The 22,585-nt window shown below is 61.5% G+C and carries 19 protein-coding genes; 7 read left to right on the forward strand and 12 right to left on the reverse strand.

The genetic code is table 11. From position 1 onward, the window contains the following. Nucleotides 1-63: 63 nt before the first annotated feature. From mprF to ACI2KA_RS22195, 3 genes are all read left to right on the forward strand, one after another. Nucleotides 64-2,664: a bifunctional lysylphosphatidylglycerol flippase/synthetase MprF gene (gene mprF, locus ACI2KA_RS22185; protein ID WP_404504622.1), complete on the forward strand. Its 2,601-nt coding sequence runs from the start codon at nt 64-66 to the stop codon at nt 2,662-2,664. Further along, the gene (locus ACI2KA_RS22190; protein WP_404504623.1) at nt 2,661-4,031 is read left to right on the forward strand and encodes a virulence factor; all 1,371 of its coding nucleotides are present in this window, start codon (nt 2,661-2,663) and stop codon (nt 4,029-4,031) included. Before mprF ends, ACI2KA_RS22190 begins: the two co-directional genes overlap by 4 nt. Before the next feature lie 295 nt (nt 4,032-4,326). Further along, nucleotides 4,327-5,655: a telomere resolvase gene (locus tag ACI2KA_RS22195; RefSeq protein WP_404504624.1), complete on the forward strand. Its 1,329-nt coding sequence runs from the start codon at nt 4,327-4,329 to the stop codon at nt 5,653-5,655. A gap of 46 nt (nt 5,656-5,701) precedes the next feature. Here the strand turns inward: ACI2KA_RS22195 and ACI2KA_RS22200 are convergent, their stop codons facing one another. From ACI2KA_RS22200 to graD, 7 genes are all read right to left on the reverse strand, one after another. Beyond that, nucleotides 5,702-6,988, reverse strand: a complete 1,287-nt coding sequence (locus ACI2KA_RS22200; RefSeq protein WP_404504625.1) for an MFS transporter — start codon at nt 6,986-6,988, stop codon at nt 5,702-5,704. 220 nt (nt 6,989-7,208) lie between these two features. Continuing rightward, nucleotides 7,209-7,547, reverse strand: a complete 339-nt coding sequence (locus ACI2KA_RS22205; RefSeq protein WP_404504626.1) for a YciI family protein — start codon at nt 7,545-7,547, stop codon at nt 7,209-7,211. Beyond that, nucleotides 7,544-8,434: a hydroxyquinol 1,2-dioxygenase gene (gene graB, locus ACI2KA_RS22210; protein WP_404504627.1), complete on the reverse strand. Its 891-nt coding sequence runs from the start codon at nt 8,432-8,434 to the stop codon at nt 7,544-7,546. The genes ACI2KA_RS22205 and graB overlap by 4 nt, the downstream gene beginning before the upstream one ends. Before the next feature lie 12 nt (nt 8,435-8,446). Further along, on the reverse strand, nt 8,447-9,502 hold the full coding sequence (locus ACI2KA_RS22215; RefSeq protein WP_404504628.1) for a maleylacetate reductase: 1,056 nt from the start codon (nt 9,500-9,502) through the stop codon (nt 8,447-8,449). Between the two features lie 3 nt (nt 9,503-9,505). After that, nucleotides 9,506-10,489 (reverse strand): gamma-resorcylate decarboxylase, encoded by a 984-nt coding sequence (gene tsdA, locus ACI2KA_RS22220; RefSeq protein ID WP_404504629.1) that lies wholly within the window; start codon nt 10,487-10,489, stop codon nt 9,506-9,508. Nucleotides 10,490-10,546: 57 nt separating this feature from the next. Continuing rightward, nucleotides 10,547-11,776, reverse strand: a complete 1,230-nt coding sequence (graA, locus tag ACI2KA_RS22225; RefSeq protein WP_404504630.1) for an FADH(2)-dependent resorcinol hydroxylase oxygenase component — start codon at nt 11,774-11,776, stop codon at nt 10,547-10,549. An 81-nt stretch (nt 11,777-11,857) separates the two neighbouring features. After that, nucleotides 11,858-12,397 carry an FADH(2)-dependent resorcinol hydroxylase reductase component gene (gene graD, locus ACI2KA_RS22230; RefSeq protein WP_404504631.1) on the reverse strand — a complete coding sequence of 180 codons (540 nt, stop codon included), beginning with the start codon at nt 12,395-12,397 and terminating at the stop codon, nt 11,858-11,860. A 204-nt stretch (nt 12,398-12,601) separates the two neighbouring features. On the opposite strand from graD, the gene ACI2KA_RS22235 reads away from it, so the two are divergent. After that, complete coding sequence (locus ACI2KA_RS22235) at nt 12,602-13,033, forward strand: MarR family winged helix-turn-helix transcriptional regulator (RefSeq protein ID WP_404504632.1); 432 nt, start codon at nt 12,602-12,604, stop codon at nt 13,031-13,033. A gap of 451 nt (nt 13,034-13,484) precedes the next feature. Here ACI2KA_RS22235 and ACI2KA_RS22240 read toward each other — a convergent pair whose 3' ends face one another. Further along, nucleotides 13,485-14,123: a TetR/AcrR family transcriptional regulator gene (locus tag ACI2KA_RS22240; RefSeq protein WP_404504633.1), complete on the reverse strand. Its 639-nt coding sequence runs from the start codon at nt 14,121-14,123 to the stop codon at nt 13,485-13,487. 142 nt (nt 14,124-14,265) lie between these two features. On the opposite strand from ACI2KA_RS22240, the gene ACI2KA_RS22245 reads away from it, so the two are divergent. Further along, nucleotides 14,266-16,302 (forward strand): NAD(P)-binding protein, encoded by a 2,037-nt coding sequence (locus tag ACI2KA_RS22245; protein WP_404504634.1) that lies wholly within the window; start codon nt 14,266-14,268, stop codon nt 16,300-16,302. Nucleotides 16,303-16,329: 27 nt separating this feature from the next. Here ACI2KA_RS22245 and ACI2KA_RS22250 read toward each other — a convergent pair whose 3' ends face one another. Next, nucleotides 16,330-17,691, reverse strand: coding sequence for an ATP-binding protein (locus ACI2KA_RS22250; protein ID WP_404504635.1), 1,362 nt, complete (start codon nt 17,689-17,691; stop codon nt 16,330-16,332). Beyond that, nucleotides 17,691-18,353, reverse strand: a complete 663-nt coding sequence (locus ACI2KA_RS22255) for a response regulator (RefSeq protein WP_404504636.1) — start codon at nt 18,351-18,353, stop codon at nt 17,691-17,693. The genes ACI2KA_RS22250 and ACI2KA_RS22255 overlap by 1 nt, the downstream gene beginning before the upstream one ends. Before the next feature lie 142 nt (nt 18,354-18,495). On the opposite strand from ACI2KA_RS22255, the gene dsbD reads away from it, so the two are divergent. Further along, nucleotides 18,496-20,358 carry a protein-disulfide reductase DsbD gene (dsbD, locus tag ACI2KA_RS22260; protein WP_404504637.1) on the forward strand — a complete coding sequence of 621 codons (1,863 nt, stop codon included), beginning with the start codon at nt 18,496-18,498 and terminating at the stop codon, nt 20,356-20,358. After that, nucleotides 20,355-20,963 (forward strand): DsbA family protein, encoded by a 609-nt coding sequence (locus ACI2KA_RS22265; RefSeq protein WP_404504638.1) that lies wholly within the window; start codon nt 20,355-20,357, stop codon nt 20,961-20,963. The genes dsbD and ACI2KA_RS22265 overlap by 4 nt, the downstream gene beginning before the upstream one ends. A gap of 97 nt (nt 20,964-21,060) precedes the next feature. Here the strand turns inward: ACI2KA_RS22265 and ACI2KA_RS22270 are convergent, their stop codons facing one another. Then, a complete protein-coding gene (locus tag ACI2KA_RS22270) occupies nt 21,061-21,723 on the reverse strand; it encodes a DsbA family protein (protein ID WP_404504639.1) in 663 nt (220 codons plus the stop codon). 34 nt (nt 21,724-21,757) lie between these two features. After that, nucleotides 21,758-22,486 carry a L,D-transpeptidase gene (locus ACI2KA_RS22275; protein WP_404504640.1) on the reverse strand — a complete coding sequence of 243 codons (729 nt, stop codon included), beginning with the start codon at nt 22,484-22,486 and terminating at the stop codon, nt 21,758-21,760. Nucleotides 22,487-22,585: the final 99 nt, after the last annotated feature.

The following is a 22,585-nucleotide window of genomic DNA, read 5'->3' on the forward strand; positions in this document are numbered from 1 at the left end:
GAAACGAATTAGCGACACAATCCTGTGGTTCGCCAACCGGGAAACGGGCGCTGGGCAAGGCAAATGGCAGACAAGAGCGAAATCACACAAACCGATGTCACGGAATCCGCGGTTGAAAGCTTTTTTGCAAGAAACCGTCCTTATCTGACCGCGATCGCCATCACGCTGGTCTTCGTGATGATGACCTTCGCCATCTATCACCTGACCTCCGAAGTCCGTTACGATGACGTCATCGACGCGCTGACCCAGACCTCCGCTTCCGCGGTCATGCTCGCCATCGTCTTCACGGCGCTCAGCTTTCTGGCGCTGATATTCTACGACGCCAATGCCATCGAATATATCGGCCGCAAGCTGCCCTTTCCGCCCATGGCGGCAACCGCCTTCGCCGCCTATGCCATCGGCAATACCGCCGGTTTCGGCCCCTTGAGCGGCGGCGCGATCCGCTTTCGCGCCTATTCGCGGCTCGGGCTGTCGCCCGGCGAGATCGCCCGTGTCATCGCCTTCGTCACCCTGTCCTTCGGGCTCGGCCTGCTTTCGGTCAGCGCCATCTCCACCTTCATCGTCGCGCCACGCATCGCCGCCATCATCGGCGTGGACGCCCTGGTCCTCAGAGGGGCCGCACTGGCCGTCATCGCGGTTCTCGTCATTGCCGCCTATGTCGGGCGCAACGGCCATGCCATCCGGCTTGGCGCATGGCGGCTTCGCCTGCCGGACAGCCGCACATCGTCGCGCCAGTTCCTCGTCTCCGCCTTCGATATCGCCGCTTCCGCTTCCGTGCTTTACGTGCTGCTGCCGGATACACATCTCGGCTGGCCGACATTCTTCGCCATCTACGCCACCGCCGTCGGCCTCGGCGTCCTCAGCCATGTGCCGGCCGGTCTCGGCGTCTTCGAAACCGTGATGGTCGCGGGCCTCGGCAATGCCATCAGCGTCGACCAGCTGCTCGGCAGCCTCGTTCTCTACCGCGTGATCTACCACGTGCTGCCGCTTTTGGTCGCCATTCTGGTCATGCTCGTCTCGGAAATGAAACAGTTCGCGGCCAAGCCGGTCGTTTCCGATATCAGCCAGCTGGCGGTGCGGCTTGCGCCGCCGCTGCTCTCCACCTTCGCGATGATCCTCGGCACCATGCTGATCTTTTCGAGCGTGACGCCGACGCCCGACAGCAATCTGGATTTCCTGTCGAATTTCGTGCCGTTGCCGATCATCGAGGCCGCACATTTTCTCACCAGCATTCTCGGCCTCGTCCTGGTCGTGGCCTCGCGCGGTCTCGGGCAGCGGCTGGACGGCGCCTGGTGGATTGCACTGGTCGCCGCCTCGCTGGCGCTGGTTCTCTCACTGCTCAAGGCGATCGCGGTCTTCGAAGCCGCCATTCTCGGCGTCTTCATCGCCGCACTTACGATGAATATGCGCAGCTTCAACCGCCATGCCTCCCTGGTAAAGCAGGCGCTGGGACCCAGCTGGCTCGCCGCCATGGCCGTCATCATCGCCGGCGCGGCGACGATCCTGCTCTTCGTTTACCGCGATACGGATTACAGTCAGACATTGTGGTGGCAGTTCGAATTCTCCGAGGAAGCGCCGCGCGGGCTGCGCGCGCTTCTCGGCCTCGTGCTCGCCTCCTCCACCATCGCCATCTTCAGCCTGATGCGGCCGGTGGCCTACCGTCCGGATGCGATCAAGGCCGACGACGTCACGAGTGCGACCGCCATCGTCATGACACAGGATGCCGCCGACGCCAATCTGGTGCGCATGGGCGACAAGCACGTGATGTTTTCCGAAAGCGGCAACGCCTTCATCATGTATGGCATTCAGGGCCGCTCCTGGATCGCCTTCGCCGATCCCGTCGGCGATGAAGACGATTTCCCCGATCTCGTCTGGCAATTCGTGGAAGCCGCCCGCGCCGCAGGCGCGCGTGCCGCCTTCTACCAGATTTCGCCTTACCTCCTCTCCCATTGCGCCGATGCGGGCCTGCGCGCCTTCAAGCTTGGCGAACTGGCGCTGGTGGATCTCACCGCGTTCGAACTGAAGGGCGGCAAGCTCGCCACCCTCCGCCAGTCGCTGAGCCGCGGCGCACGCGACGGCCTGACCTTCGAGGTGGTCGAAAAAACGCAGGTGGCGGATATTCTGGACGAGCTGAGACAGGTCTCCGACGGCTGGCTCGCCCATCACAACACCCGCGAAAAACGCTTCTCGCTCGGTGCTTTCGAGCCGGACTACATCCTGTCGCAGCCCGTCGCCGTGCTGCGCAAGGACGGCAAGATCACCGCCTTCGCCAACCTCATGGTGACGGACACGAAAAAGGAAGCCACCGTCGATCTCATGCGCTTTTCGCCGGATGCCCCGCGCGGCGCGATGGATTTCCTCTTCGTCAGCATCATGCAATATTTGCGCGAAGCGGGTTACGAGAGCTTCAATCTCGGCATGGCGCCGATGTCCGGCATGTCGAAGCGTGATGCCGCCCCCGTCTGGGACCGCATCGGCAGCACGCTGTTCGAACACGGCGAGCGTTTCTACAACTTCAAGGGACTTCGCGCTTTCAAGGCGAAGTTCCACCCGAAATGGGAACCGCGTTATCTTGCCGTGCAGAACGGCGCAGACGCCGCTCTGGCGTTGATGGATGCGACGGTTCTGATCAGTGGCGGTGTCAGAGGAGTAATCGGAAAATGAGAAAATCCACCATGCTGAAGGCGGTCCTTGCCGCCTCCGCCCTGTTCGCTTCCACCTCCGTTTACGCGCAGGACAAGCCCGCCTATGAGACCGGCATGATCCCCGCCGAGCACATCATGGTTCCGGACGGCGATATCCTCGCCAGCGTCTTTCTGATTTCCGACGCCGACGGCTGGACAGCCGCCGACGAGACCCGCGCCAAGGCGCTGGTGGACAAGGGCGCCGCCGTGGTCGGCATCGATTTCAAGGAATATCTGAAGGCGCTCGAGGCCGATGACGACGAGTGCATCTACATGATCTCGGACATTGAGTCGCTGTCGCAGCAGATCCAGCGCACCGCCGGCACGAGCAGCTATCGTCAGCCCATCCTCACCGGCATCGGCAAGGGCGGAACGCTGGCGCTGGCGATGATCGCGCAGAGCCCCGTCTCCACGGTGCGGGAAGCCATCGCCATCGACCCCAAGGCCGGCCTGCCGCTGGAGAAGATACTCTGCACCCCCGCCACCAAGGACAAGGTGGATGGCGAAACGGTCTATGGCCTCACCGACGGCCCGCTGCCCGCACCGGTCAGCGTGCTGTTCACGCCCGCAGCCGATCAGAAAGGCCGCGACCACGTCGATGCGCTCGTCAAGCTGCATCCGGATATCGACGTGACGGACGTGGAGGACAAGGCGGACGAGGTTCTGACCCAGACCCTTTCCGACCAGATCGATGCCGCGGGCGACGCCGACAGCCCGCTCGGCCTGCCGATCAAGGTTCTGGAAACGAGCCCGGTCATGGACACCATGGCCGTGATCTATTCCGGCGATGGCGGCTGGCGCGATCTTGACGAGGAAGTGGGCGGTGCGCTGCAGAAGCAGGGCATTCCCGTGATCGGCGTCGATGCGCTGCGTTATTTCTGGAAGGAAAAGCAGCCGCAGGAAGTGGCGGGCGACCTTGCCCGCATCATCGACACCTATCGCAAGGAATGGAAGGTTCGAAACGTCGTGCTGATCGGCTATTCCTTCGGCGCCGACATCATTCCCGCCACCTACAACCTCCTGCCCGAACGCGCCAAATCCCATGTCGTGCAGCTCACCCTCATGGGATTGTCCACGGAAGTGGATTTCGAAATCTCCGTTCAGGGCTGGCTCGGCGTTGCCGGAGAGGGCAAGGGCGGCAAGACCGTGGATGATATCGCCAAGATCGATCCGAAACTGGTGCAATGCATCTACGGCACGGAGGAGGAAGATGAAGACCCCTGCCCCGGCCTGAAGGCGAAAGGCGTGGAGACGCTCGGCATCGAGGGCGGCCATCATTTCGACGAGGATTACGAGGCGCTTGCCAACAAGATCGTGGCGGCGCTGAAAACCCGGCTGCCGAAATAGGCTTCTCCGTTCTGACAGGCTTTGCAGATATTTCGAAGCCACGTGCATAATCCCGCCGGGCTTCGCCCGCCTGAAAGACGGAAGCCGGCAGTATTTGACGGCTTCCAAGCGGGCGACGCGCCCCGGAAACCAATTCCGATGGGTTTCCGCATCACCGCCATGCTTGCGGAATCAATTAAACTATTATTCAAAAGAACCCGGCCGGCAGCGAATGATCATGGCATTTCCTCAACCGTGCTTCCGTTGATTGCCAACCATGGATTTATATTTTCGGACCGGTTCAGGGAGCCGCCGCATGCCCGCCACAAAGCGAAAGACAAAAACACCCGTCCTCGTGGAACGCATCGACCAGTTCGTCGTCCAGGTGAAGGAGGCGATGAAAAGCGACGATGCGGTGCGCAACAGAAAGATCCGCGACCTGTGGGACGCCGAGGTCCGCTATCATTTCGACAATGGCCGCACGGAAAAGACGCTTGAACTTTACATCATGAAATATCGCTATGCGCTGAAGGCCGAATTCGGCGTCAAGAGCACGCCGCTCGCCATCTGCAACATGAAGAAGCTGCGCGAGCGGCTGAACGCCTATATCGAGCGGGCCGGTTATCCGAAAACCGGCGTGGCCACATCCATCGTCGAAAAAATCGAGCGGGCGGAATTCAACACCGCCGGCCGCAAGCCGACGGTTCTTCTGCGCATCGCCGATTTTATCGCGGCCATGAACGGCATGGGTTCGAAAGAGGAAATGCAGACCCTGTGGAACGCCGAACTTGGCACCATGAAGGGCAGAGCCCAGACGACGATCATCTCCTACATCACCAAATACCGCAACGCCATCCGCGAAGCCTTCGGCGACGACCACCCGATGCTGAAGATAGCGACCGGGGAAGCGGCGATGTATGACGATGCCCGCCGGGTCAAGATGGAGAAGATCGCCAACAAGCACGGCGCGCTCATCACATTCGAGAATTACCGGCAGGTTCTGAAGATTTGCGCCGATTGTCTCCAGTCCGCCGATCCGCTGATGATCGGGATCGGCCTGATCGGCATGACAGGACGCCGCCCATACGAAGTCTTCACCCAGGCGGAGTTCTCACCGGCCCCCTATGGCCGGGGCGTCTCCAAATGGAGCATCCTGTTCAACGGCCAGGCCAAGACGAAACAGGGTGAAGGAACGAAATTTGGAGTGACCTATGAAATTCCGGTCCTTGCCCGGTCCGAAGCGATCCTGTCCGCTTACAGGCGCCTGCGCGAAAGCGGCCAGGGAAAACTGTGGTACGGCATGTCGATCGACGATTTTTCGTCGGAAACCCGGCTGCTGCTCAGGGACACGGTTTTTAACCTGTTCGAGGATTTCTGGCCGAAGGAAGAACTTCCCAAGCCCTATGGCCTGCGGCACCTTTATGCCGAGGTGGCCTATCACAATTTCGCGCCGCCCCACGTCACCAAGAACAGCTATTTCGCCGCCATTCTCGGGCACAACAATAACGATCTCGAAACATCGCTGTCCTACATGACCTACACCCTGCCCGAAGATCGCGACGATGCGTTGGCGCGCGCCAAGCGCACGAATGAACGGACATTGCAGCAAATGGCAACCGTCGCTCCGGTTTCCCGCAAGGCATGATGGACGAGCCGCGGATTTCCGGTCCCACGGCTCGCTCTTTCATTCGTCAGACCCGCTCGTCACCGGATGTGCGGTAAAGCAGGGTCAACACGGTCAGCAGCAGACCCACGAGCGCGACAGAACCGAAAATGTAGAAATTCCACTCCGGGGCCAGCCCCCGTTGCAGGACGAGGCCACCGATCATCGGGCCGGCAATACCGCCCAGACGACCGACCGCCAGCGAGAAACCGAGACCCGTGCCGCGGATATGGACGGGATAAAGCCGCCCGACCAGGACATTGGCAAGGATCTGGGTTCCGATGGTTCCGGCACCGGCAAGTGCGACAAAAGCATAGAGTAACGGTCCCTTGTTCACCGTCAGAGCCCAGATAGAGGCCGCACCGATGGCGAACAGAACCGCCACGACCACCTTGACGTTGCCCCTGTCGGCAAACCGCCCGCCGATGAGAATGCCGATTGCCGCGCCGACATTGAGCATGACGGAAAAGCTGAGTGCCGAACTGATGTCATAACCCATCTTGTTCATGATGGTGGGCAGCCAGTTGACCATGCCGAAGGTGAGAAGCAGCGAGCAGAAGTGAATGCCCCAGGCATTCAGCGTCGAGATCAGCCGGCCTTCCGAAAACAGCGCGCCGACACCACCCTTCTCAATTTTCGCATGCGGCACGATGCGTTGCAGGCCGTAGCTGTCGCAGATGCCGTCGGCCTCCGCCTGCCGGCCCTTGCTTGCCAGCCATTCCGGTGATTCCGGCAAGAACCGCATGAAGATCGGCAGAAGCACGAGCGGCAGTCCGCCGATCAGCATCAGCGGCCGCCAGCCATAGGTCTCCAGCAGAAGAATACCCATGACGCCGGAGATGATGCCGCCGATCAGATAACCGAGGAAAGACAGGGAATTGGCCTGCGCCCTGCGCTGCGGCGGCGAAAATTCCAGCACCAGCGCCGTCACCGTCGGCAACAGCGCGCCAAGGCCGAGACCGGCGAAGAAACGGGTAATTTCGAAGGCGAGAAAATTCGGCGTCATGGCCGAGGCGATCATCATCGCCGAAAATCCGGCAAGGCTGAGAAGCACCACCTTCCGCCGGCCGATGCGGTCCGCCATGGTGCCGGCAAACAATGCGCCGAGCAGCATGCCCACCAGCGTCAGCGCGGCGGCGCGCCCGACCATGGCGGGATTGAGCGCCCATGCGCCTTCTTTCAAGAGCGCCGGTGCGACCGCGCCGTAAACGACCAGATCGTAACCGTCGAACATGATCATCAGGCCGCATGTCGCAATGACGCCAGCCGGGTTCTTCGTCCGCGCCGAGGCGGCGCTCATATAATTCGTGGACATGTTCCTCCCTTTCACGCACGAACGCGCCATCCGGAATGGATCGGCGTCTTCCCGTTCCTGCGATAGATCCGCGGGCACCCGGCTTGCTCCACCCTGATATGTGGCCCGCTCCTGTCAAGCCACATATCGCCGATATTACCCGTCTTTGATTAAATGTTGCATTTGCAAAAATTGCAAATGAAATATTAATGGCTGCCGGTTGCCGCGTCGTGACGAAACCTCATCCGGGCTGCAACCCGGAAATCATCGACAATGTCGGCGTCCAGCGCAAAATGCGAATGCGGCAATAGACGCCGTGAAGGACGAAAGGGTCGGCATCGCTGAAGGCGATGACGTCTTCGATACGGCGTGCTTCGGCAATGATGAGCGCCGCGGACGGACCGCCGTCGACGCCGCCCATCGGGCCGGAGGCAAGGATCCGAAACCCTGCGGCCATGGCTTCGCCATTGCGCAGATGGGCCTTGTGAGCGTCGATCTGCGCCATGCGTTGCTCCGCGGCAGCGGGATCGCTTTCGGCAAAACGCACATAAAGCCCGGGACGATCGTCGGCGCCGTTCATCGGGCGAGCACGAAATCGTGGTTCACAGACCAGAACCATTCGCCGATGAAACCCAGATCGCGCGCCTTTTGGACGTCCTCCACCTTCTGGAAAGCGGCCAGCAGGCTTTGCTTGACGCCAAAGACCGCATCCGAACGGATATAGGGATCGTCGGGATCGAAAATATGCGTGACCAGCGTGGTGAAGCCTTCCGCCGAGACGATGTAATGCAGATGCGCCGGACGATACGGATGGCGCCCCATCGCCCGCAGCAACCGCCCGACCGGGCCATCATCCGGGATAGGATAATATTTCGGCTTCACCGCCCGGAACCAGTACCGCCCGTCCTCGCCGGTGACGAAGACGCCGCGCAGGTTGAAATCGGGCTGGATTCCCTTCTGCTGCACATCATAGAAACCTTCGTCATTGGCCTGCCAGACATCGATGCGCGCGCCCGCGACCGGTGCGCCTTCGGTATCGAGAATTCGGCCGGTCACGACCATATCCTCACCCTTGCCATCAAGGCAGATATTCGTGCCCATCGGCATTTCCGGCGCATTGGCCACGTGGAAGGGGCCTAGAACGGTGGTTTCCGAAGCCCCGCCGGGTTTGCGGTGATTGATGGCATCGACCAGCATCGAGACGCCGAGAATATCGGAGAACAGGATCCACTCCTGCCGCCACTCGTTGCAGATCTGCCCGACCTCGGTGAGAAAATGGATGGCTTTCATCCATTCCTCCTCGGTCGGCTCGATTTCCTTCACCGCCTCGTGCAGCTTGCGGGTAACGACGGCCATGATCTCCTTCAGACGGGGATCGTCACAGTCCCGCATGCGGGCGATCACTGTTTCGGCCGAACGCTCCTCGGTGAAATAACCGTCGTCGCTGCTCATCGTCATGTCCGTCATGTCATCCTCCCATCACGCCGGCCGCGTGCCCTCAAAGGCGCGCTTCAACAGCTCACGGATTGCGGTTTTTTCGATTGGCCGCGGGCACCAGTAGGGATTGGCCGTCGCAAGCTCGGCCATGGGATCGAGATCGCCCCACTGCACCCCAAGAGCGGCCAGGCTCGACGGCGCACCGAGTCTGGCGGCAAAATCGTAGAGCCCTGCCCCGGCGCGGCCGCCGACAAGAGAGGCCAGCGGCGCAAGCAGATCGGGGGCCGCCTGTTCCACATAAGCGACGGTATGGGGCAAAAGCACCGCATGGGTTTCCGCATGCGGCAGGTCGAGACTTCCCCCCAGCGTGTGGCAAAGCTTGTGATGCAGCGACATGCCGACGGCGCCCAGCACCGTGCCACACAACCACGCGCCATAAAGTGCCGTCTCGCGCACCTTGATATTCTGTGGCACGGCCCGCACGCCGGGAAGCGCCTCGATCATCGCCCGCAACCCCTCGACCGCCATCAGGCTGGCGATGGGATTTCGGTCCTGCGCATAAAGCGCTTCCGCCGCATGCGCCATGGCGTTCAGCCCGCTTGTCATGCTGATGGAAACCGGCAGCCCAAGGGTCAGCGCCGCATCGTAGATCACCACTTCCGGCAGGATTTCCGGCCCGCGCATGGTGGTCTTTATCCCGTTTTCCGTCTGGCCGAGGATGGGCGTCACCTCCGAGCCGGCATAGGTCGTCGGAATGACGATCTGGGCCGCATCGGTGCGCAGCGCAATCGCCTTGCCGAGACCGGTGGTGGAACCGCCACCAAGCGCGACAACGCAATCCGCACCGGCGGTGCGATAGGCTTCGACAGCCCTTGTCGTCACCTCGACCGGCGTATGCATGGCAGCCTCTGAGAAGATACCCGCAGCAAGACGATCGAGCCGGGAGGCCAGCGCTTCCGCATCTGCTTTCTGCTGCGGCGTGGACAGCACCAGCGCCCGCGACAGGCCAAGGCGACGGATTTCCTCCGCCACCCCCGCCGAGCTGCCCGTACCGAAAACGATGCGGGCAGGAGCTGCCATGTAGACGAAGGGCTGCATGGCTCAGGCCCCGTCTAGCTTGAACAGGCGGCGCGCATTGGTGCGGCCGATCTTCACCCGGTCGGCCTCGGCAATGGTCGTCGCATTGAACCAGTCGGAGGCATGGTCGATATTCTCGAAAGGCCAGTCGGTTGAAAACAGGATGCGGTCGGCACCGATTTCCAGAATAGCGTCGATCAGCGTCTGGGTGCGGAAATTGCCCGAGGTGGTGATGTGGAAATTTTCGTTGAAATAATCCACGAAACGGCGCTTGGCTGGATAACGCGGCGGCAGCTTTACCCAGGCATTGCGGTGGTCGATGCGCCACATCATGTAGGGCAGCCCCTCGCCCATGTGACCGAGAATGATGTTGAGGCGCGGATGCTTGTCGAACAGGCCCGACGCCATGAGACGCAGCGCATGCACCGCCGTTTCCTGGGCAAACGCCCAGGTGGGACCGAGCAGCCAGGGATGACCGTCATAGATACGCGAATCCTGCGGCAGCGGATTGCGTGGATGCAGGTAAAACGGCACGTCGAGTTTCTCGACCTCACCCCAGAACGGACGATATTGCGGCAGGTCGTAATAAAGCGGCGTCTGGCCGTCACCCTCCTGGCTGAAACCGTTGACGAGCGCACCAACGAAGCCGAGCTCGTTGACGCAGCGCCGAAGCTCCTGCGTCGCCGCATCCGGGTCCTGCAGAGGCAAGGCGGCAAAAGCGAGGAAACGATCCGGCCGTTTGGCGCATTCTTCGGCCAGCACGTCATTGGCGCGCCGCGCGATCTCGATCGCCTTCTTCCTGTCGGCAATGGCCTGCACCGCCGGCGCATTCAGCGACAGGATCATGGTCTCGATGCCATGGGCATCCATCAGCTTCAGGCGCGTGTCCTGAATGTCGAGCAGGCGATGCTGCAGCTCCTTCCAGTAATCACCGGGTACGAAACCGGCCGAATCCTGAAGTGTTTCCGGGATTGCGAAATGCTCCTCGAGAGCGACCTTGCCTTGCATGTTGTTTCCTCCGAAATCGCTGTTCATGTACCGCCGCCGGATGGTCGATACCGGCGGTCAATATTGGCCCTTGGGTTCCAGCCCGAGCATGCTCTGGCCGATCATCGTACCGACCGCATCCCAGTTCATGCTGATGTGGCGGCCAACCGCATTCGCATCGCGCCAGGCGCGCTGCACCGGATTGGCAAGATCGAGCCCGACGCCGCCGGTGGAATCATTGAGCGCCTGCACCGCGCGCAGCGAAAGAGACACCGCAAAGGCCTGGCCGCGGCGGCTCAGAAGGCGGTCATCCACCGTGAATTCCGCCCGGCCCTCAATCCGGGCCTGCGCCAGCGCCTGCGCCCGGGCGACATCGCGCAGCAGGATTTCGCAGGCGGCGTCGACACTGGCGGCCGCTTCCGCAACACGCAGCTGGATGGTCGGAAATTCCGCCATGCGGTTATTGCCGCCCGCCACCGCACCGCGTGTCACCCGGCCGCCGACATGATCGACATAGGCGGCAAGCGCTCCCTTGGCCGCGCCGACGCCGGCAGCCGCGAGACAGGAGGGAATGCCGGTCAGAAGCGGCATGTTGAACAGGCCCTCTTCCGCATAATATTGCCCGCCGGGCGTGCGGCCGCTGGTGGCATCCGGGAAAGTCAGAACCCGATGTTTGGGAACGAAGACATCATCGAGAACCAGCGTCTTCGACCCCGTGCCGGCGAGCCCTACCACATGCCAGGTATCTTCGATGACATAGTGGCTGGCGGGAACGAGCAGGAAGGCCGGCACCGGCCTGTCCTCACCCTGCGGCGGCAGGATGGCGGCGCAGAGAGACCATTGCGCATTTTCGCAGCCCGAGGCGAAGGCCCATTTGCCGCTGAGGCGATAACCGCCTTCGGCCGCCTCCGCCATCTTCACCGGCGCATAGGAACCGCACAGCAGCGCGTCCGGGTTTTCGCCCCAGACATCGGCCTGCGCCTCTTCCGGAAACATTGCCAGCAACCATTGATGGGCAGACAGCAGGCCGGCAACCCAGCCTGTCGAGGCACAGGCAGCCGAAAGCTCGATATTGGCCTCGACCAGCTCTGCGAAATCGCCGCCCTTGCCGCCGAAGGCGCGCGGCTTGACGATATCGAAATAACCGATATCGCGCAGTGCGCCGATATGGCCGGCCGGCACGCGCCGGGCCTCCTCGGTCTGCCTTGCGCTGGCCCGGAAAAGATCGGCAATGCCGGCCACCCGGCCGGCAAGGCGCGCGCGCGGGTTCGTTTGCACCGGCTGCGGTGCATGGCTCATATCGTTCATGATTGTCTCCTTCCGGGATTTATCGGGCCGGGATTTATCTGGCCGGAATTCATCGGGCCGGGATGATCTGACCGGCGTTGATCAGGCGGGCAGGTTCGCGGGGCTTGCGGCGCAATATTGAGCGTTTTCGTAAAGCAGCGGCCGCGTGTTTTCGCTGACATCGGCCGAAACCACCTGGCCGATGAAGACCGTATGCGTCCCATAGGGCATGGCCGCGACCCGGCGGCAGGCGATGGCGGCATGGGCCGCGGGCAGATAGAGAACACCGTTTTCGTGACGCTGCCAGTCACCGTCGCGGAAACGCTCTTCCGGCGACACCTTGCCGCTGAAGGCGTCCGACAGGACAGTCTGATCCTGCGTCAGCACGTTGACGATGAAATCGGGCCGGCACAGCAGCAGTTCATGCAGCAGCGTGCGGTTGTTCAGGCAGACCAGCAGCGAAGGCGGCTCCATGGAAACCGACGTGACGGCCGTGACCGTCATGCCATGGTCGCGCTGATCGCCGGAAGCGCAGGCGGTGATAACCGTCACGGTTGCGGGAAACCGGCGCATCGTCGTGCGGAAATTCTGGCCGACGCCCTCCGGCGCAAGACTGTTGAGCCCAAACAATGCTGATGTCATGAGATCCTCCCAAATCCTGCATCGTTATTTATTTGCGTTTGCAATATTTGTCAATGCAAATGTTTTTGTGATTTTATGCGGTGCGGGAACGTGGCATTCACCGGCCTTCTGGAGCGACGCTATTGAAACGGATGGATTGTGCCGGTACAGCCGATAGGCGCACATCAGCATCTGCGCAAATGGTTCTCAAACGGGGATTTGCTCGTGTCTTATCAGTTCACCGACTCGGTGCCCTACCTGCTCAACTGGGTGGGCGTTCGGCTGGGCGAACGTTTTTCCCTGAGACTGGCCTCCTATGACATCACCCTGCCGATGTACCGTGTGCTGGCAACGCTGAGACAGCAGGAGAGCAAGACGCTGACCGAGCTTTCGGACATGGTGTCGGTGGAGATTTCCACGCTGTCGCGGCTGGTGGGTGCAATGGTCCGCCGCAACCTCGTCAGCCGCGAGCGCCCGGCCGACAATGCCCGCATCGTCCGCATCACGCTGACGACAAAAGGCGAAGAACTGGCTGACGAACTCATGCCCATCGCCGCCATGTTTGAAAAAACCGCCATCGAGGGCCTCGACCCCACCGAGGTGAAGCTCTTCAAAAGCATCCTGCGCCATATCGGCCGCAACATCGCCGGCCTCTGACGGCGATTGGGAATCTTGCCGTTCTCGTTCAGATATGTGCCGCGCAATCTTCCGCTGCAATATACGTGCAATGACATCTTCCTATTCCTGCGGACATTTGCCGCAGCTGAAAGGAATTCCCGTGTCCAACAGGCCGTCACCTGCAGTCCCGGCAGCGATCCTTCTCATCGCCGCCGCAATCGGCAGGCACATCGCGCCGGCGCGGGGCCTCGAGCAGCCATTTCGGGCTCATCGTCAAGAAGCAGGATTCGCAATGACTTTCCCCCAAAGATGAGCTCTTGCCATCCCCGCCACTGTTCGATGAATGTTGCAGCTGGATTGCAGGCGGGCGGGCCGTTTTTCTTGTACCACCCCAACCGACATAGTCCGACTGGCATCGCAGGCGTTTTGACGACACCCTCTCTTGCTGTCCCGTGGGTCGCCCCGGCATGTCGTGATCAGTGAGTGGGCGTCAGGCCTCGGGGTTTGGCCTGTATCCGTGCCTGGCATAAAAGCGATCAAGCTCTCGCTGTTGCGGCACCTCGCCGGTATAGATGGCGATATAGTCCGCAATCCTTCTCATCCGCACTGCCACATCTTCCTCGACCTGCATGGAAATGTAACCGATCTGCACGAGATAGGTGGTGCGGGCACGCACATCCGCCATGTTCTCGGAATGGCCGAAACGCACGAACATGCGCGAAAGCGCCTCCATTCTCACGGAGTCCGCCTTGCGAAGCTCGGCAAGAATATCATCGGACTGCAGCGCCCAGCTGCGCACCGCGAATTCGAATCTGCTGTCGAAAAGCGAGGGATCCAGCCAGCAATCGAAAACATTCAGCATCGCCTCCGCGAGCGTTTCCGCATAGGCCTCCGACTGCCTGAGGATGCTTCCCGTATTCTTGTCGCGCCAGCGGGACAACAGCGCCGCCAGCAATTCCTCCCGGTCCTTGAAGAACCAGTAGAAGCTGGTGCGCGAGAGATTGAGCTTCTTAGCCAGAGGCAGGATCTTGACGGAATCGACACCTGATTCCAGCAGGGCCTCGTAGGCGGCCTCAAGCCAACCCTCCTGCGATCCACGCCAACCGGTTTCGTTCAATGTCGCTTCCATGACAATTGAGTAGCAAATCAGTCCCTGCGCGACAAGGCAAAGCGTACACCCTTGTCGAACTCATAAACACCAGTGTTTTCTTAATTGACACATATGTACATTTCCTCTTAGCCTTGTGCCACAACCGTTTTGGAGCAGGCACATGTCGAACGATCCCCTTCTTCAGCCCTATCAGCTCAAGCATCTGACGCTGCGCAATCGCATCATCGTCACTTCCCACGAACCCGCCTATCCAGAAGACGGCATGCCGAAAGGACGCTACCGCGCCTATACCGTCGAGCGGGCCAGGGGCGGCGTGGCGCTGACGATGACGGCGGGCTCGGCCGCCGTGTCGAAAGACAGCCCGCCCGTCTTCAACAACCTGCTGGCCTACAAGGATGAAATCGTCCCATGGATCCGGGAGATGACTGATGCCGTGCATGAGGCCGGTTCGGCGATCATGATCCAGCTGACGCATCTTGGCCGCCGCACCCGCTGGGACAAGGGCGACTGGCTGCCGGTCCTCGCGCCATCGCACCAGCGGGAAGCGGCGCACCGCGCCTTTCCGAAAAAGATCGAGGACTGGGACATCGAGCGCATCATCAAGGATTTCGCCGACGCGGCCGAACGGATGAAGGCGGGCGGCATGGATGGGGTGGAACTGGAGGCCTATGGCCATCTCATCGACCAGTTCGTCTCACCGCAAACCAACGAGCTTGACGGCCCCTATGGCGGCGCGCTTGAAAACCGCATGCGCTTCTGTCTCGACGTCTTCAGGGCGATACGCCAACGCGTCGGCGACGATTTCATCCTCGGGGTGCGCTACACCGCCGATGAATGTCTTGAGAACGGCACCGGCAAGGCGGAAGGCATCGAAATTTCCAGACGGCTGAAGCAAAGCGGTCTGATCGACTATCTCAACGTCATCAGGGGACATATCGACACCGATCCCGGCCTGACCGACGTCATCCCCATCCAGGGCATGGCCAGCGCGCCGCATCTTGATTTCGCAGGCGAAATCCGCGCGGCGACCCACTTTCCCACATTCCACGCCGCCAAGATCCAGGATGTCGCCACCGCCCGGCATGCGATTGCCGCCGGCAAGGTCGACATGGTCGGCATGACCCGCGCCCACATGACCGATCCGCATATCGTCCGCAAGATCATGGAAAAACGGGAGGAGGACATCCGCCCCTGCGTCGGCGCCAATTATTGTCTTGACCGCATCTATCAGGGCGGAATGGCCTTCTGCATTCACAATGCGGCAACCGGCCGCGAGGAAACCATGCCGCATGAAATTACAAGGGCCGAGAACAGCCTGAAGGTGGTGATCGTCGGCGCTGGCCCGGCAGGTCTTGAAGCCGCAAGGGTCTGCGCCGAACGCGGCCATGCGGTCGTCGTCTTCGAAGCCGCCAGCGACCCCGGCGGCCAGATCCGCCTGACGGCGCAAAGCGAACGCCGCCGCGAAATGACCGGCATCGTCGACTGGCGCATGAGCCAGTGTGAAAGGCTCGGCGTCATCTTCCATTTCAACAGCTGGGCGGAAGCGGATACTGTCGTCGCCGAAAAACCTGACGTGGTGATTATCGCCACCGGCGGGCTGCCGCATACCGAGGTGCTTTCAAAGGGCAACGAGCTGGTCGTCTCCGCATGGGATATCATTTCCGGCGATGTCAAGCCGGGCGTCAATGTTCTCGTCTATGACGATGCGGGCGACCACACCGGGCTTCAGGCCGCCGAATTCATCGCCAAGGCGGGCGGCAAGGTCGAGATCATGACGCCGGATCGCTCCTTCGCCCCGGAAGTCATGGCCATGAATCTCGTGCCCTATATGCGCTCGCTGCAGACATACGACACGACATTCACCGTCACCTACCGGCTGGAAGCGGCGGAAAGGAGCGGCAACCAGATTGTCGCCCATGTCGGCAGCGACTATGGCGGCGTTTCGAAACAGCGCATCGTCGACCAGATCGTCATCAATCACGGCACAATCCCGCTGGACGAGCTTTATTTCGAGCTCAAGCCCGGTTCGAAAAACCTCGGCGAAATATCCTATGACGCGCTGCTTGCGGGCACCGCCCAGACCGTCGAGCGCAATCCCGCCGGCGCCTACCGGCTGTTTCGCATCGGCGATGCGGTCGCATCGCGCAACACCCATGCGGCAATCTACGACGCGCTGCGCCTCGCAAAGGACATCTGAGAGAGAGCTGCCCCGCGGCGGCCTCCTTCATAACTCAAGCGATACCGCAAACCGCTGCCCGAATTGCGAAAACTGCAATCGCCCGCCCAGCCGGTCGATGGCCATCTTGACGATGGCAAGCCCAAGGCCGCTTCCACCCGGTTCCGATCGCGGCGAACGGTAGAAGCGCTGCAGTACCCGTTCCCGCTCCTCCACCGCGATCCCCGCCCCTTCGTCGATGACCACAACGTTTACCTTGCCGTTCGCCAGTTCCGCCCGGCATTCCACCGTTGATCCCTTCGGCGAATGCTGCACGGCGTTTTCCATCACGTTGCGGATGGCGAGACGAAGCAGGGACCGATCCGCCTCGATGAGGATCGTATCCGCCTCTTCCGAAAGCCGGCAGGTAATTTCAACCTCGCGTGCCCGCCTGAGCGGCTCCAGCTCCTGTATGACATCGAGGATGAGACGGGGAATGTCGACGCCGGCTTTTACCGCCTGCACCTCGGTTGCATCGACGGCAGCCAGGTCGATCAGCTGTTTTGCCATCCGGCTTGTCCGGTCGACACTCTGCTCGATGCGCCGCAGCGCCTGTTGCTGCACCTCGGGATCGGTGGACCGCATGGCCACCTGCGCCTGCGTCTTCAGGCCGGCCAGCGGCGTCTTCAATTCATGTGCGGCATAGGTCGTGAACTCCCGTTCCCTCTCCCGCATCGCCTGAACGCGGGCCAGAAGACTGTTCAGCGCATGGATCATCGGCCGAAGCTCCGATGGCGTTCCCTTGTCGGCGAAACCATGCAGCTCTGTTGCCTCGCGGGCGGTAAGCCCGCTTGCAAGCTTCTGCAGGGGCGCAAGCCCCCGGGAAACACACAGCCAGATAAGGCAAGCCATCAGCGGCATGATGAAAAGCGCCGGATAAAGAAGCCCCTTGATGACATCGTCAACCAGCCGGTCGCGAACCTCGACGCTGTCGCCCACCAGAACCCTGACGCCGAGATCGGGTTTCACGACCGCATAAACACGCCATTCGATGCCGTTGATGACCGTATTCTGGAAGCCCGAGGCATGATCCGAAAGGGAAGCGTCCGGGGCGCTATCCGACTTGCTGAGCAGACGGCCGCTGACGGACCAGATCTGGCAGGCGAGCTGCCGTTCATAGGAGGGTATCGACGCGGCGGCATCATCACCCGCAGCATCGTCATGCGCCGGCAGATGCGCAGCGACCACACCGATATCGACAGGGCGGTCGCCGACGAGGGATCCGACCATTCTTGCCGATTCCACCAACCGCGCATCGAGAACGTGCTCCAGCCGCGCCTTCGTGCTGGTATAGATCCACACGCAGGCCGACAGCCAGACGAGGCCCGTCATCAGCAGGAGGACGGTAAACAATCTTGCCCGGATCGACATTACGCAACCCTCCCGACGCGGTAACCAACGCCGCGCACCGTCTCGATGAAGCCAGCGCCCAGCTTGGAGCGGAGCTTGTGGATGTGAACCTCGATGGTGTTGCTTTCCACATCCTCCTGCCAGCCATACAGCTTTTCTTCCAGAACCGGCTTTGAAAAGATCATGCCGGGATTCTGCATCAGGGCATGGATGATCGCGAATTCACGGCGCGACAGCGCAATGACACTGTCATCCTTCTTCGCCACCATCTTCGCCGGATCGAGCGTCACGCCCAGCGCCGACAGCGTGGCCTCGGAACGGCCCTCGCCGCGGCGGATGATCGCCCGCAGCCGGGCGGCTACCTCATCAAGATCGAAAGGCTTGCCCAGATAATCATCCGCGCCGGCATCGAGGCCGCAAATCTTGTCCGTGGTCGCATCCTTGGCGGTGAGCAGCAGGATCGGCACCCGGTTGCGTTCATTGCGGGTGTGGCGCAGAAGGTCGAGACCTGACCCGTCAGGCAACATCACATCGAGAACGACGGCGTCGAAACGGCAATTGTCGAGGGCGATTTTTGCGTCGCCAAGCGTCGAAACGGCATCGACGGTAAAGCCGGCAAGCTGCAATCCGACACGCAGACCATCCAGCAGGACATCATCGTCCTCGACCACCAGCAGACGCATTGAGCACTCCATCACTCCGGCACACGGGTATTTTGATGCACGGGACCCTGAAAAACGAACCTTAAGGCTGGCTTAAGCTTCCAGCCGGAAGCCTGCACCATGCATGGCCTATCCCAAAAGGCCTACCCGATAAGGAAAGAGAATGCGTTTCAATTTTTCGTTCGTGCTCCTCGTTCTCATGTCCATTTGCGGGCCGGCGCTCGCGCTCGGTCCGCCGATGGATATGGCGGATGCGTTCAAGCTTTCGATGGACCGCACGGGAACGACGGCCACCTTCCGCTGGCACGTCGCCGAGGGATATTATCTCTACCGGGAGAGCCTGCAGGCCACCACCGACGACGGAACGAAGCTCGATCTCAGGACACCGGCCGGCGAGATGAAGGATGATCCCGGCTTCGGCAACACCGAAGTCTATTTCGGGCAAGCCGCCGCCACGCTTGCAGACGCGCCGCAGACGATGAAGCTGACGTTTCAGGGATGCCAGGATGGCGGCATCTGCTATCCGTTCAGAACGGTCGCCATCGACGGGTTGCGGATCGAAGCGGAGGCGCCGTTCGGCATAAGGCCGCAGGATCCACCCGCATTGCAGCCCTTCGCCCGGATAGCGCCGTCTGCGGAACCGGAAAAGGCGGAGCAGTCAGTCCCCGCACCCATCCCCCCGGCCGAGCCGGGCATGGTGGAAGGTTTTCTTGCCCGGGGCGGCACGGCGCTGCTCCTCGCCTCCTTCATGGGTCTTGGCGTACTCCTCGCATTCACGCCCTGCGTATTTCCCATGTACCCCATCCTCGCGGCCACGCTCGGCCGGCAGGGCGCTTCACTGTCGCCCGGTCGCAGTTTTCTCCTGTCCTCAACCTATGTCGTCGCGCTTGCCACCGCCTTCAGCCTGTTCGGCATACTGGCCGCATGGCTTGGCCAGAGTTTTCAGATCGCCCTCCAGTCGCCACCGGCCATTCTCATCACCGCCGCCGTCTTTATCATTCTGGCGATCGCCAGTTTCGGCATGGTCGAGGTCCAGCTCCCGGCCGGCCTTCGCGACCGGCTGGCGCGATCGCAGCGTTCGCTCGGTGGATCCTTCGGCTCGACCGCCATTCTCGGTTTCAGCTCGGCGCTGCTGATCGGCCCCTGCGTGACGGCGCCGCTTGCAGGCGCACTTCTTTATATCGCCAAGACCGGCAACCTGCTGCTCGGTGCGGCAGCGCTCTTTGCGCTCGGCATCGGCAAGGGCATTCCGCTCATCCTCATCGGCACCTCCGGTGCGGCCTTGCTGCCGCGGGCCGGCGCTTGGATGGCGCAGATACGTTGGCTGTTCGGCTTCATCTTCCTCGCCACCGCGATCTGGTATCTCGACCGGCTCATTCCTCCATCCGCAACGCTCGCGCTCTCCGCCGCGCTGCTCGTTACCATCGGAGTTTTTTTCGGTGCTTTCGACACATTGCCGCAACAGGCTGGCCTTGGCCGCCGGCTGATGAAATCGGCCAGTATTCTTTCCATGATCTATGGCGCGTTTCTCGCTTTCGGCGCGGCAAGTGGCGGCACCAGCATGCTCCAGCCTCTGCAATTCTCCGGTGGCCCGGTCGCCAGCCGCTCCATGCCCGGCCTGACGAAGGCGAGTTTTGCAACGGTCAGTTCCAACGGGGAACTGAAAACCGCACTCGCTGAAGCAGGAAAGCCAAGCCTCGTCTACTTCACCGCGGACTGGTGCGTTTCCTGCCGCGTCATCGAGCGCTCCGTTCTGAGCGATCCGCAGGTCGCGGAAAGCCTCAAGGATACGAGCCTCGTCTCCGTCGATCTTTCGGACATGACGCCAGACAAACGGCAATTGATGAAGGACAGCAATGTCATCGGCCCGCCGACCATGCTGTTCTTTGACAGAAAGGGAGCCGAACTCCCTTCCATCCGCATGGTGGGCGAGATTTCGGCCCGTTCACTCATCGATGCGGCAGCGCAAACGCAGCAGGCGCTTGCAAAACCGGCAATCGACCATACCGCAGGAGCCCGCCAATGACCCTGACACGCCGACAGCTTGTCGCAATGGCCGGCCTTGCCGCCATCGCGCGCCCCTCGCTTGGTTTTACCGGGGCGGACCCGACCAGCCGGCAGATGGTCCTGCACGATCCGGAAGCCCCGGTCCTCGGCAATCCGAAAGGCGACGTGACGGTGGTGGAATATTTCGACTATCAGTGCCCCTATTGCAAATCGTCCTACGCCATGGTGCGCGACGTGGTCGAACAGGATGGCAAGGTCAGGCTTGTGCTGAAGGACTGGCCGGTCTTCGGCGGCGCATCGGTCATCGCCGCGCAGGCGGTGCTCGCCAGCGCCAGGCTTGGCAAATATGAAAAGACGCTCGACGCCATGTTTCACACGCCGAACAGGCTGCAGCAGGCCGATGTCGAAAAGGCCCTCGAGAAGGCGGACCTGACCTTCGACGGTGTCGGCAAGGCCGTGATCGAGCATCAGGCGTGGATTTCCGGCCTGCTGGACCGGAACTGGGTACAGGCCGCCGCCTTCAAATTCGTCGGCACGCCATCATTTGTGGTGGAAACGACAAGCTTTGCCGGCGTCCTTGACCGCAAGGGCCTGAAAGAAGCAATCGCCAAGGCACGGGGATAAGACGAGACGGCAGGGGCATCGGCACTGCCGCGCCCAGCCGGAATGTTGAAACGATGGTTTCAGTCCGACAGGCCCTGAAACCGTCATTCTCCGAACGTTACGCCTGTTCACGCGCTCTTTTGAAAAGGTCCGTAAAGGCTTCCGCGCTCTGCACCGCGCCGGGAACGAGGAACTTGCCGATGATGAAGGCCGGCGTTCCGGTCAATTGCAGCGACATCGCCTGTTCATGATTGCGCGCAAGCAGATCATCGATCTCCGCCGCTTTCGATTTCATGTCGCGCTCGAGGCGGGCAAAATCGATGCTTGTCGCACGCACGGCGTCGCGCATCTCGTCGGCCTTCACCTTCGGCGTTCTGATCGCCATCAGCCCATCATGGACGATATGATAGCCATCCTGATATTTCGCCGCCAGCGCCAGTCGCGCTCCCTTGACGGAGTCGGGCGTTATGATCGGCCAGTCTTTATAGACCATCCTGACATCCCCGTCTGCCGAGACCGCATTGCGCATGGGAATGGCCGTCTTTTTGCACCACGGGCAATTATAGTCGAGAAAGGCGACCATGGTGAGCTTGCCGGCGGGATTGCCGGAGACGGGCGCCGCAGGATCACGCAGGATCATCTCAAGCTTCAGACCGTTGGGCGAGGCCGCGGCCGGCGATGCGACGGCCGAGACCACCGACATCGAGCCGAGGAGAAAGGCACGGCGTCTGAGCCCGGCAAGGGCTGAAACATCCGCGCGGTTTCGAACATCGTGTGCCATGGTAACAGGCCTTCTTTCTTTTCCGTATCGGTCGTCAGGCGGCAAGTTGCTGGCGTTTCGAGGGGTCGGGAATAACCACGATGGTGCTGCCATCCCTCACATTGTTGAAGAGGTCGATGACATCCTGGTTCAGCAGCCGGATGCAGCCGGAGGAAACCGCCTTGCCGATGGAAAAGGCCTCCGGTGTTCCGTGCAGGCGGTAAAGCGTGTCCCTGCCGCCCTGATGAATGTAGAGCGCCCGCGCGCCGAGCGGGTTCTTAAGGCCGGGTGGCATTCCACCATTGGCGATACTGAAGGGCTGAAGACTGGGCTGCCGCGCCACCATCTCGTCCGGCGGGGTCCATTTCGGCCATGCCCGCTTGTAGGCGACAATCGCCCGGCCGGCCCAGGAGAAGCCGTCCCGGCCGACGCCGATCCCGTAACGGGTCGCCTTGCCGCCCGGCAGAATGTGGTAGAGAAACTTGTTCGGCGTATCGACGATCAGCGTTCCTGGCTTTTCATCGGTCGGATAATCGACGACCTGCCGCCAGTAGCGGGGGTCCACCTGCTTGATGTTCACCGCCGGGATCGGGAATGTCTCATCGGGAAGCGCCGCATACATTGCCGGCGTGACCGGAAGAGGCGTCTCGGGCAAGGATTCGCCGTTCCTCGACAGCGTCGCCGGCTTTGGCGGCTGACCGGACGTGGCGCACCCCGCCAGCAGCCCTGCAAACCCAAGGGCAAGAAGGTTTCTGCGGGTGGTGAATATCGGGATGTCGTGCATTCTGGGCTGTGTCTCCTATTCGGCGACACATAGCCGGCCCCCACCTTAAGCCAGCCTTAAGGGCATCACCCGCATGGCGACGCGTCCGGATCGCCAGCA

It is taken from the genome of Agrobacterium sp. NPDC089420, from assembly GCF_044900305.1.
Lineage (GTDB): Bacteria > Pseudomonadota > Alphaproteobacteria > Rhizobiales > Rhizobiaceae > Agrobacterium.

What these genes read in the sequence shown, in the direction of transcription:
- ACI2KA_RS22195 (WP_404504624.1), top strand. Translation starts at nt 4,327, where the DNA reads ATGCCCGCCACAAAGCGAAAGACAAAAACACCCGTCCTCGTGGAACGC.
- ACI2KA_RS22240 (WP_404504633.1), bottom strand. Translation starts at nt 14,123, where the DNA reads ATGGAAGCGACATTGAACGAAACCGGTTGGCGTGGATCGCAGGAGGGT.
- dsbD (WP_404504637.1), top strand. Translation starts at nt 18,496, where the DNA reads ATGCGTTTCAATTTTTCGTTCGTGCTCCTCGTTCTCATGTCCATTTGC.
- tsdA (WP_404504629.1), bottom strand. Translation starts at nt 10,489, where the DNA reads ATGCAAGGCAAGGTCGCTCTCGAGGAGCATTTCGCAATCCCGGAAACA.
- ACI2KA_RS22265 (WP_404504638.1), top strand. Translation starts at nt 20,355, where the DNA reads ATGACCCTGACACGCCGACAGCTTGTCGCAATGGCCGGCCTTGCCGCC.
- graA (WP_404504630.1), bottom strand. Translation starts at nt 11,776, where the DNA reads ATGAACGATATGAGCCATGCACCGCAGCCGGTGCAAACGAACCCGCGC.
- ACI2KA_RS22270 (WP_404504639.1), bottom strand. Translation starts at nt 21,723, where the DNA reads ATGGCACACGATGTTCGAAACCGCGCGGATGTTTCAGCCCTTGCCGGG.
- ACI2KA_RS22275 (WP_404504640.1), bottom strand. Translation starts at nt 22,486, where the DNA reads ATGCACGACATCCCGATATTCACCACCCGCAGAAACCTTCTTGCCCTT.
- ACI2KA_RS22205 (WP_404504626.1), bottom strand. Translation starts at nt 7,547, where the DNA reads ATGAACGGCGCCGACGATCGTCCCGGGCTTTATGTGCGTTTTGCCGAA.
- ACI2KA_RS22245 (WP_404504634.1), top strand. Translation starts at nt 14,266, where the DNA reads ATGTCGAACGATCCCCTTCTTCAGCCCTATCAGCTCAAGCATCTGACG.
- ACI2KA_RS22255 (WP_404504636.1), bottom strand. Translation starts at nt 18,353, where the DNA reads ATGCGTCTGCTGGTGGTCGAGGACGATGATGTCCTGCTGGATGGTCTG.
- ACI2KA_RS22250 (WP_404504635.1), bottom strand. Translation starts at nt 17,691, where the DNA reads ATGTCGATCCGGGCAAGATTGTTTACCGTCCTCCTGCTGATGACGGGC.
- ACI2KA_RS22215 (WP_404504628.1), bottom strand. Translation starts at nt 9,502, where the DNA reads ATGCAGCCCTTCGTCTACATGGCAGCTCCTGCCCGCATCGTTTTCGGT.
- mprF (WP_404504622.1), top strand. Translation starts at nt 64, where the DNA reads ATGGCAGACAAGAGCGAAATCACACAAACCGATGTCACGGAATCCGCG.
- ACI2KA_RS22190 (WP_404504623.1), top strand. Translation starts at nt 2,661, where the DNA reads ATGAGAAAATCCACCATGCTGAAGGCGGTCCTTGCCGCCTCCGCCCTG.
- graB (WP_404504627.1), bottom strand. Translation starts at nt 8,434, where the DNA reads ATGACGGACATGACGATGAGCAGCGACGACGGTTATTTCACCGAGGAG.
- graD (WP_404504631.1), bottom strand. Translation starts at nt 12,397, where the DNA reads ATGACATCAGCATTGTTTGGGCTCAACAGTCTTGCGCCGGAGGGCGTC.
- ACI2KA_RS22200 (WP_404504625.1), bottom strand. Translation starts at nt 6,988, where the DNA reads ATGTCCACGAATTATATGAGCGCCGCCTCGGCGCGGACGAAGAACCCG.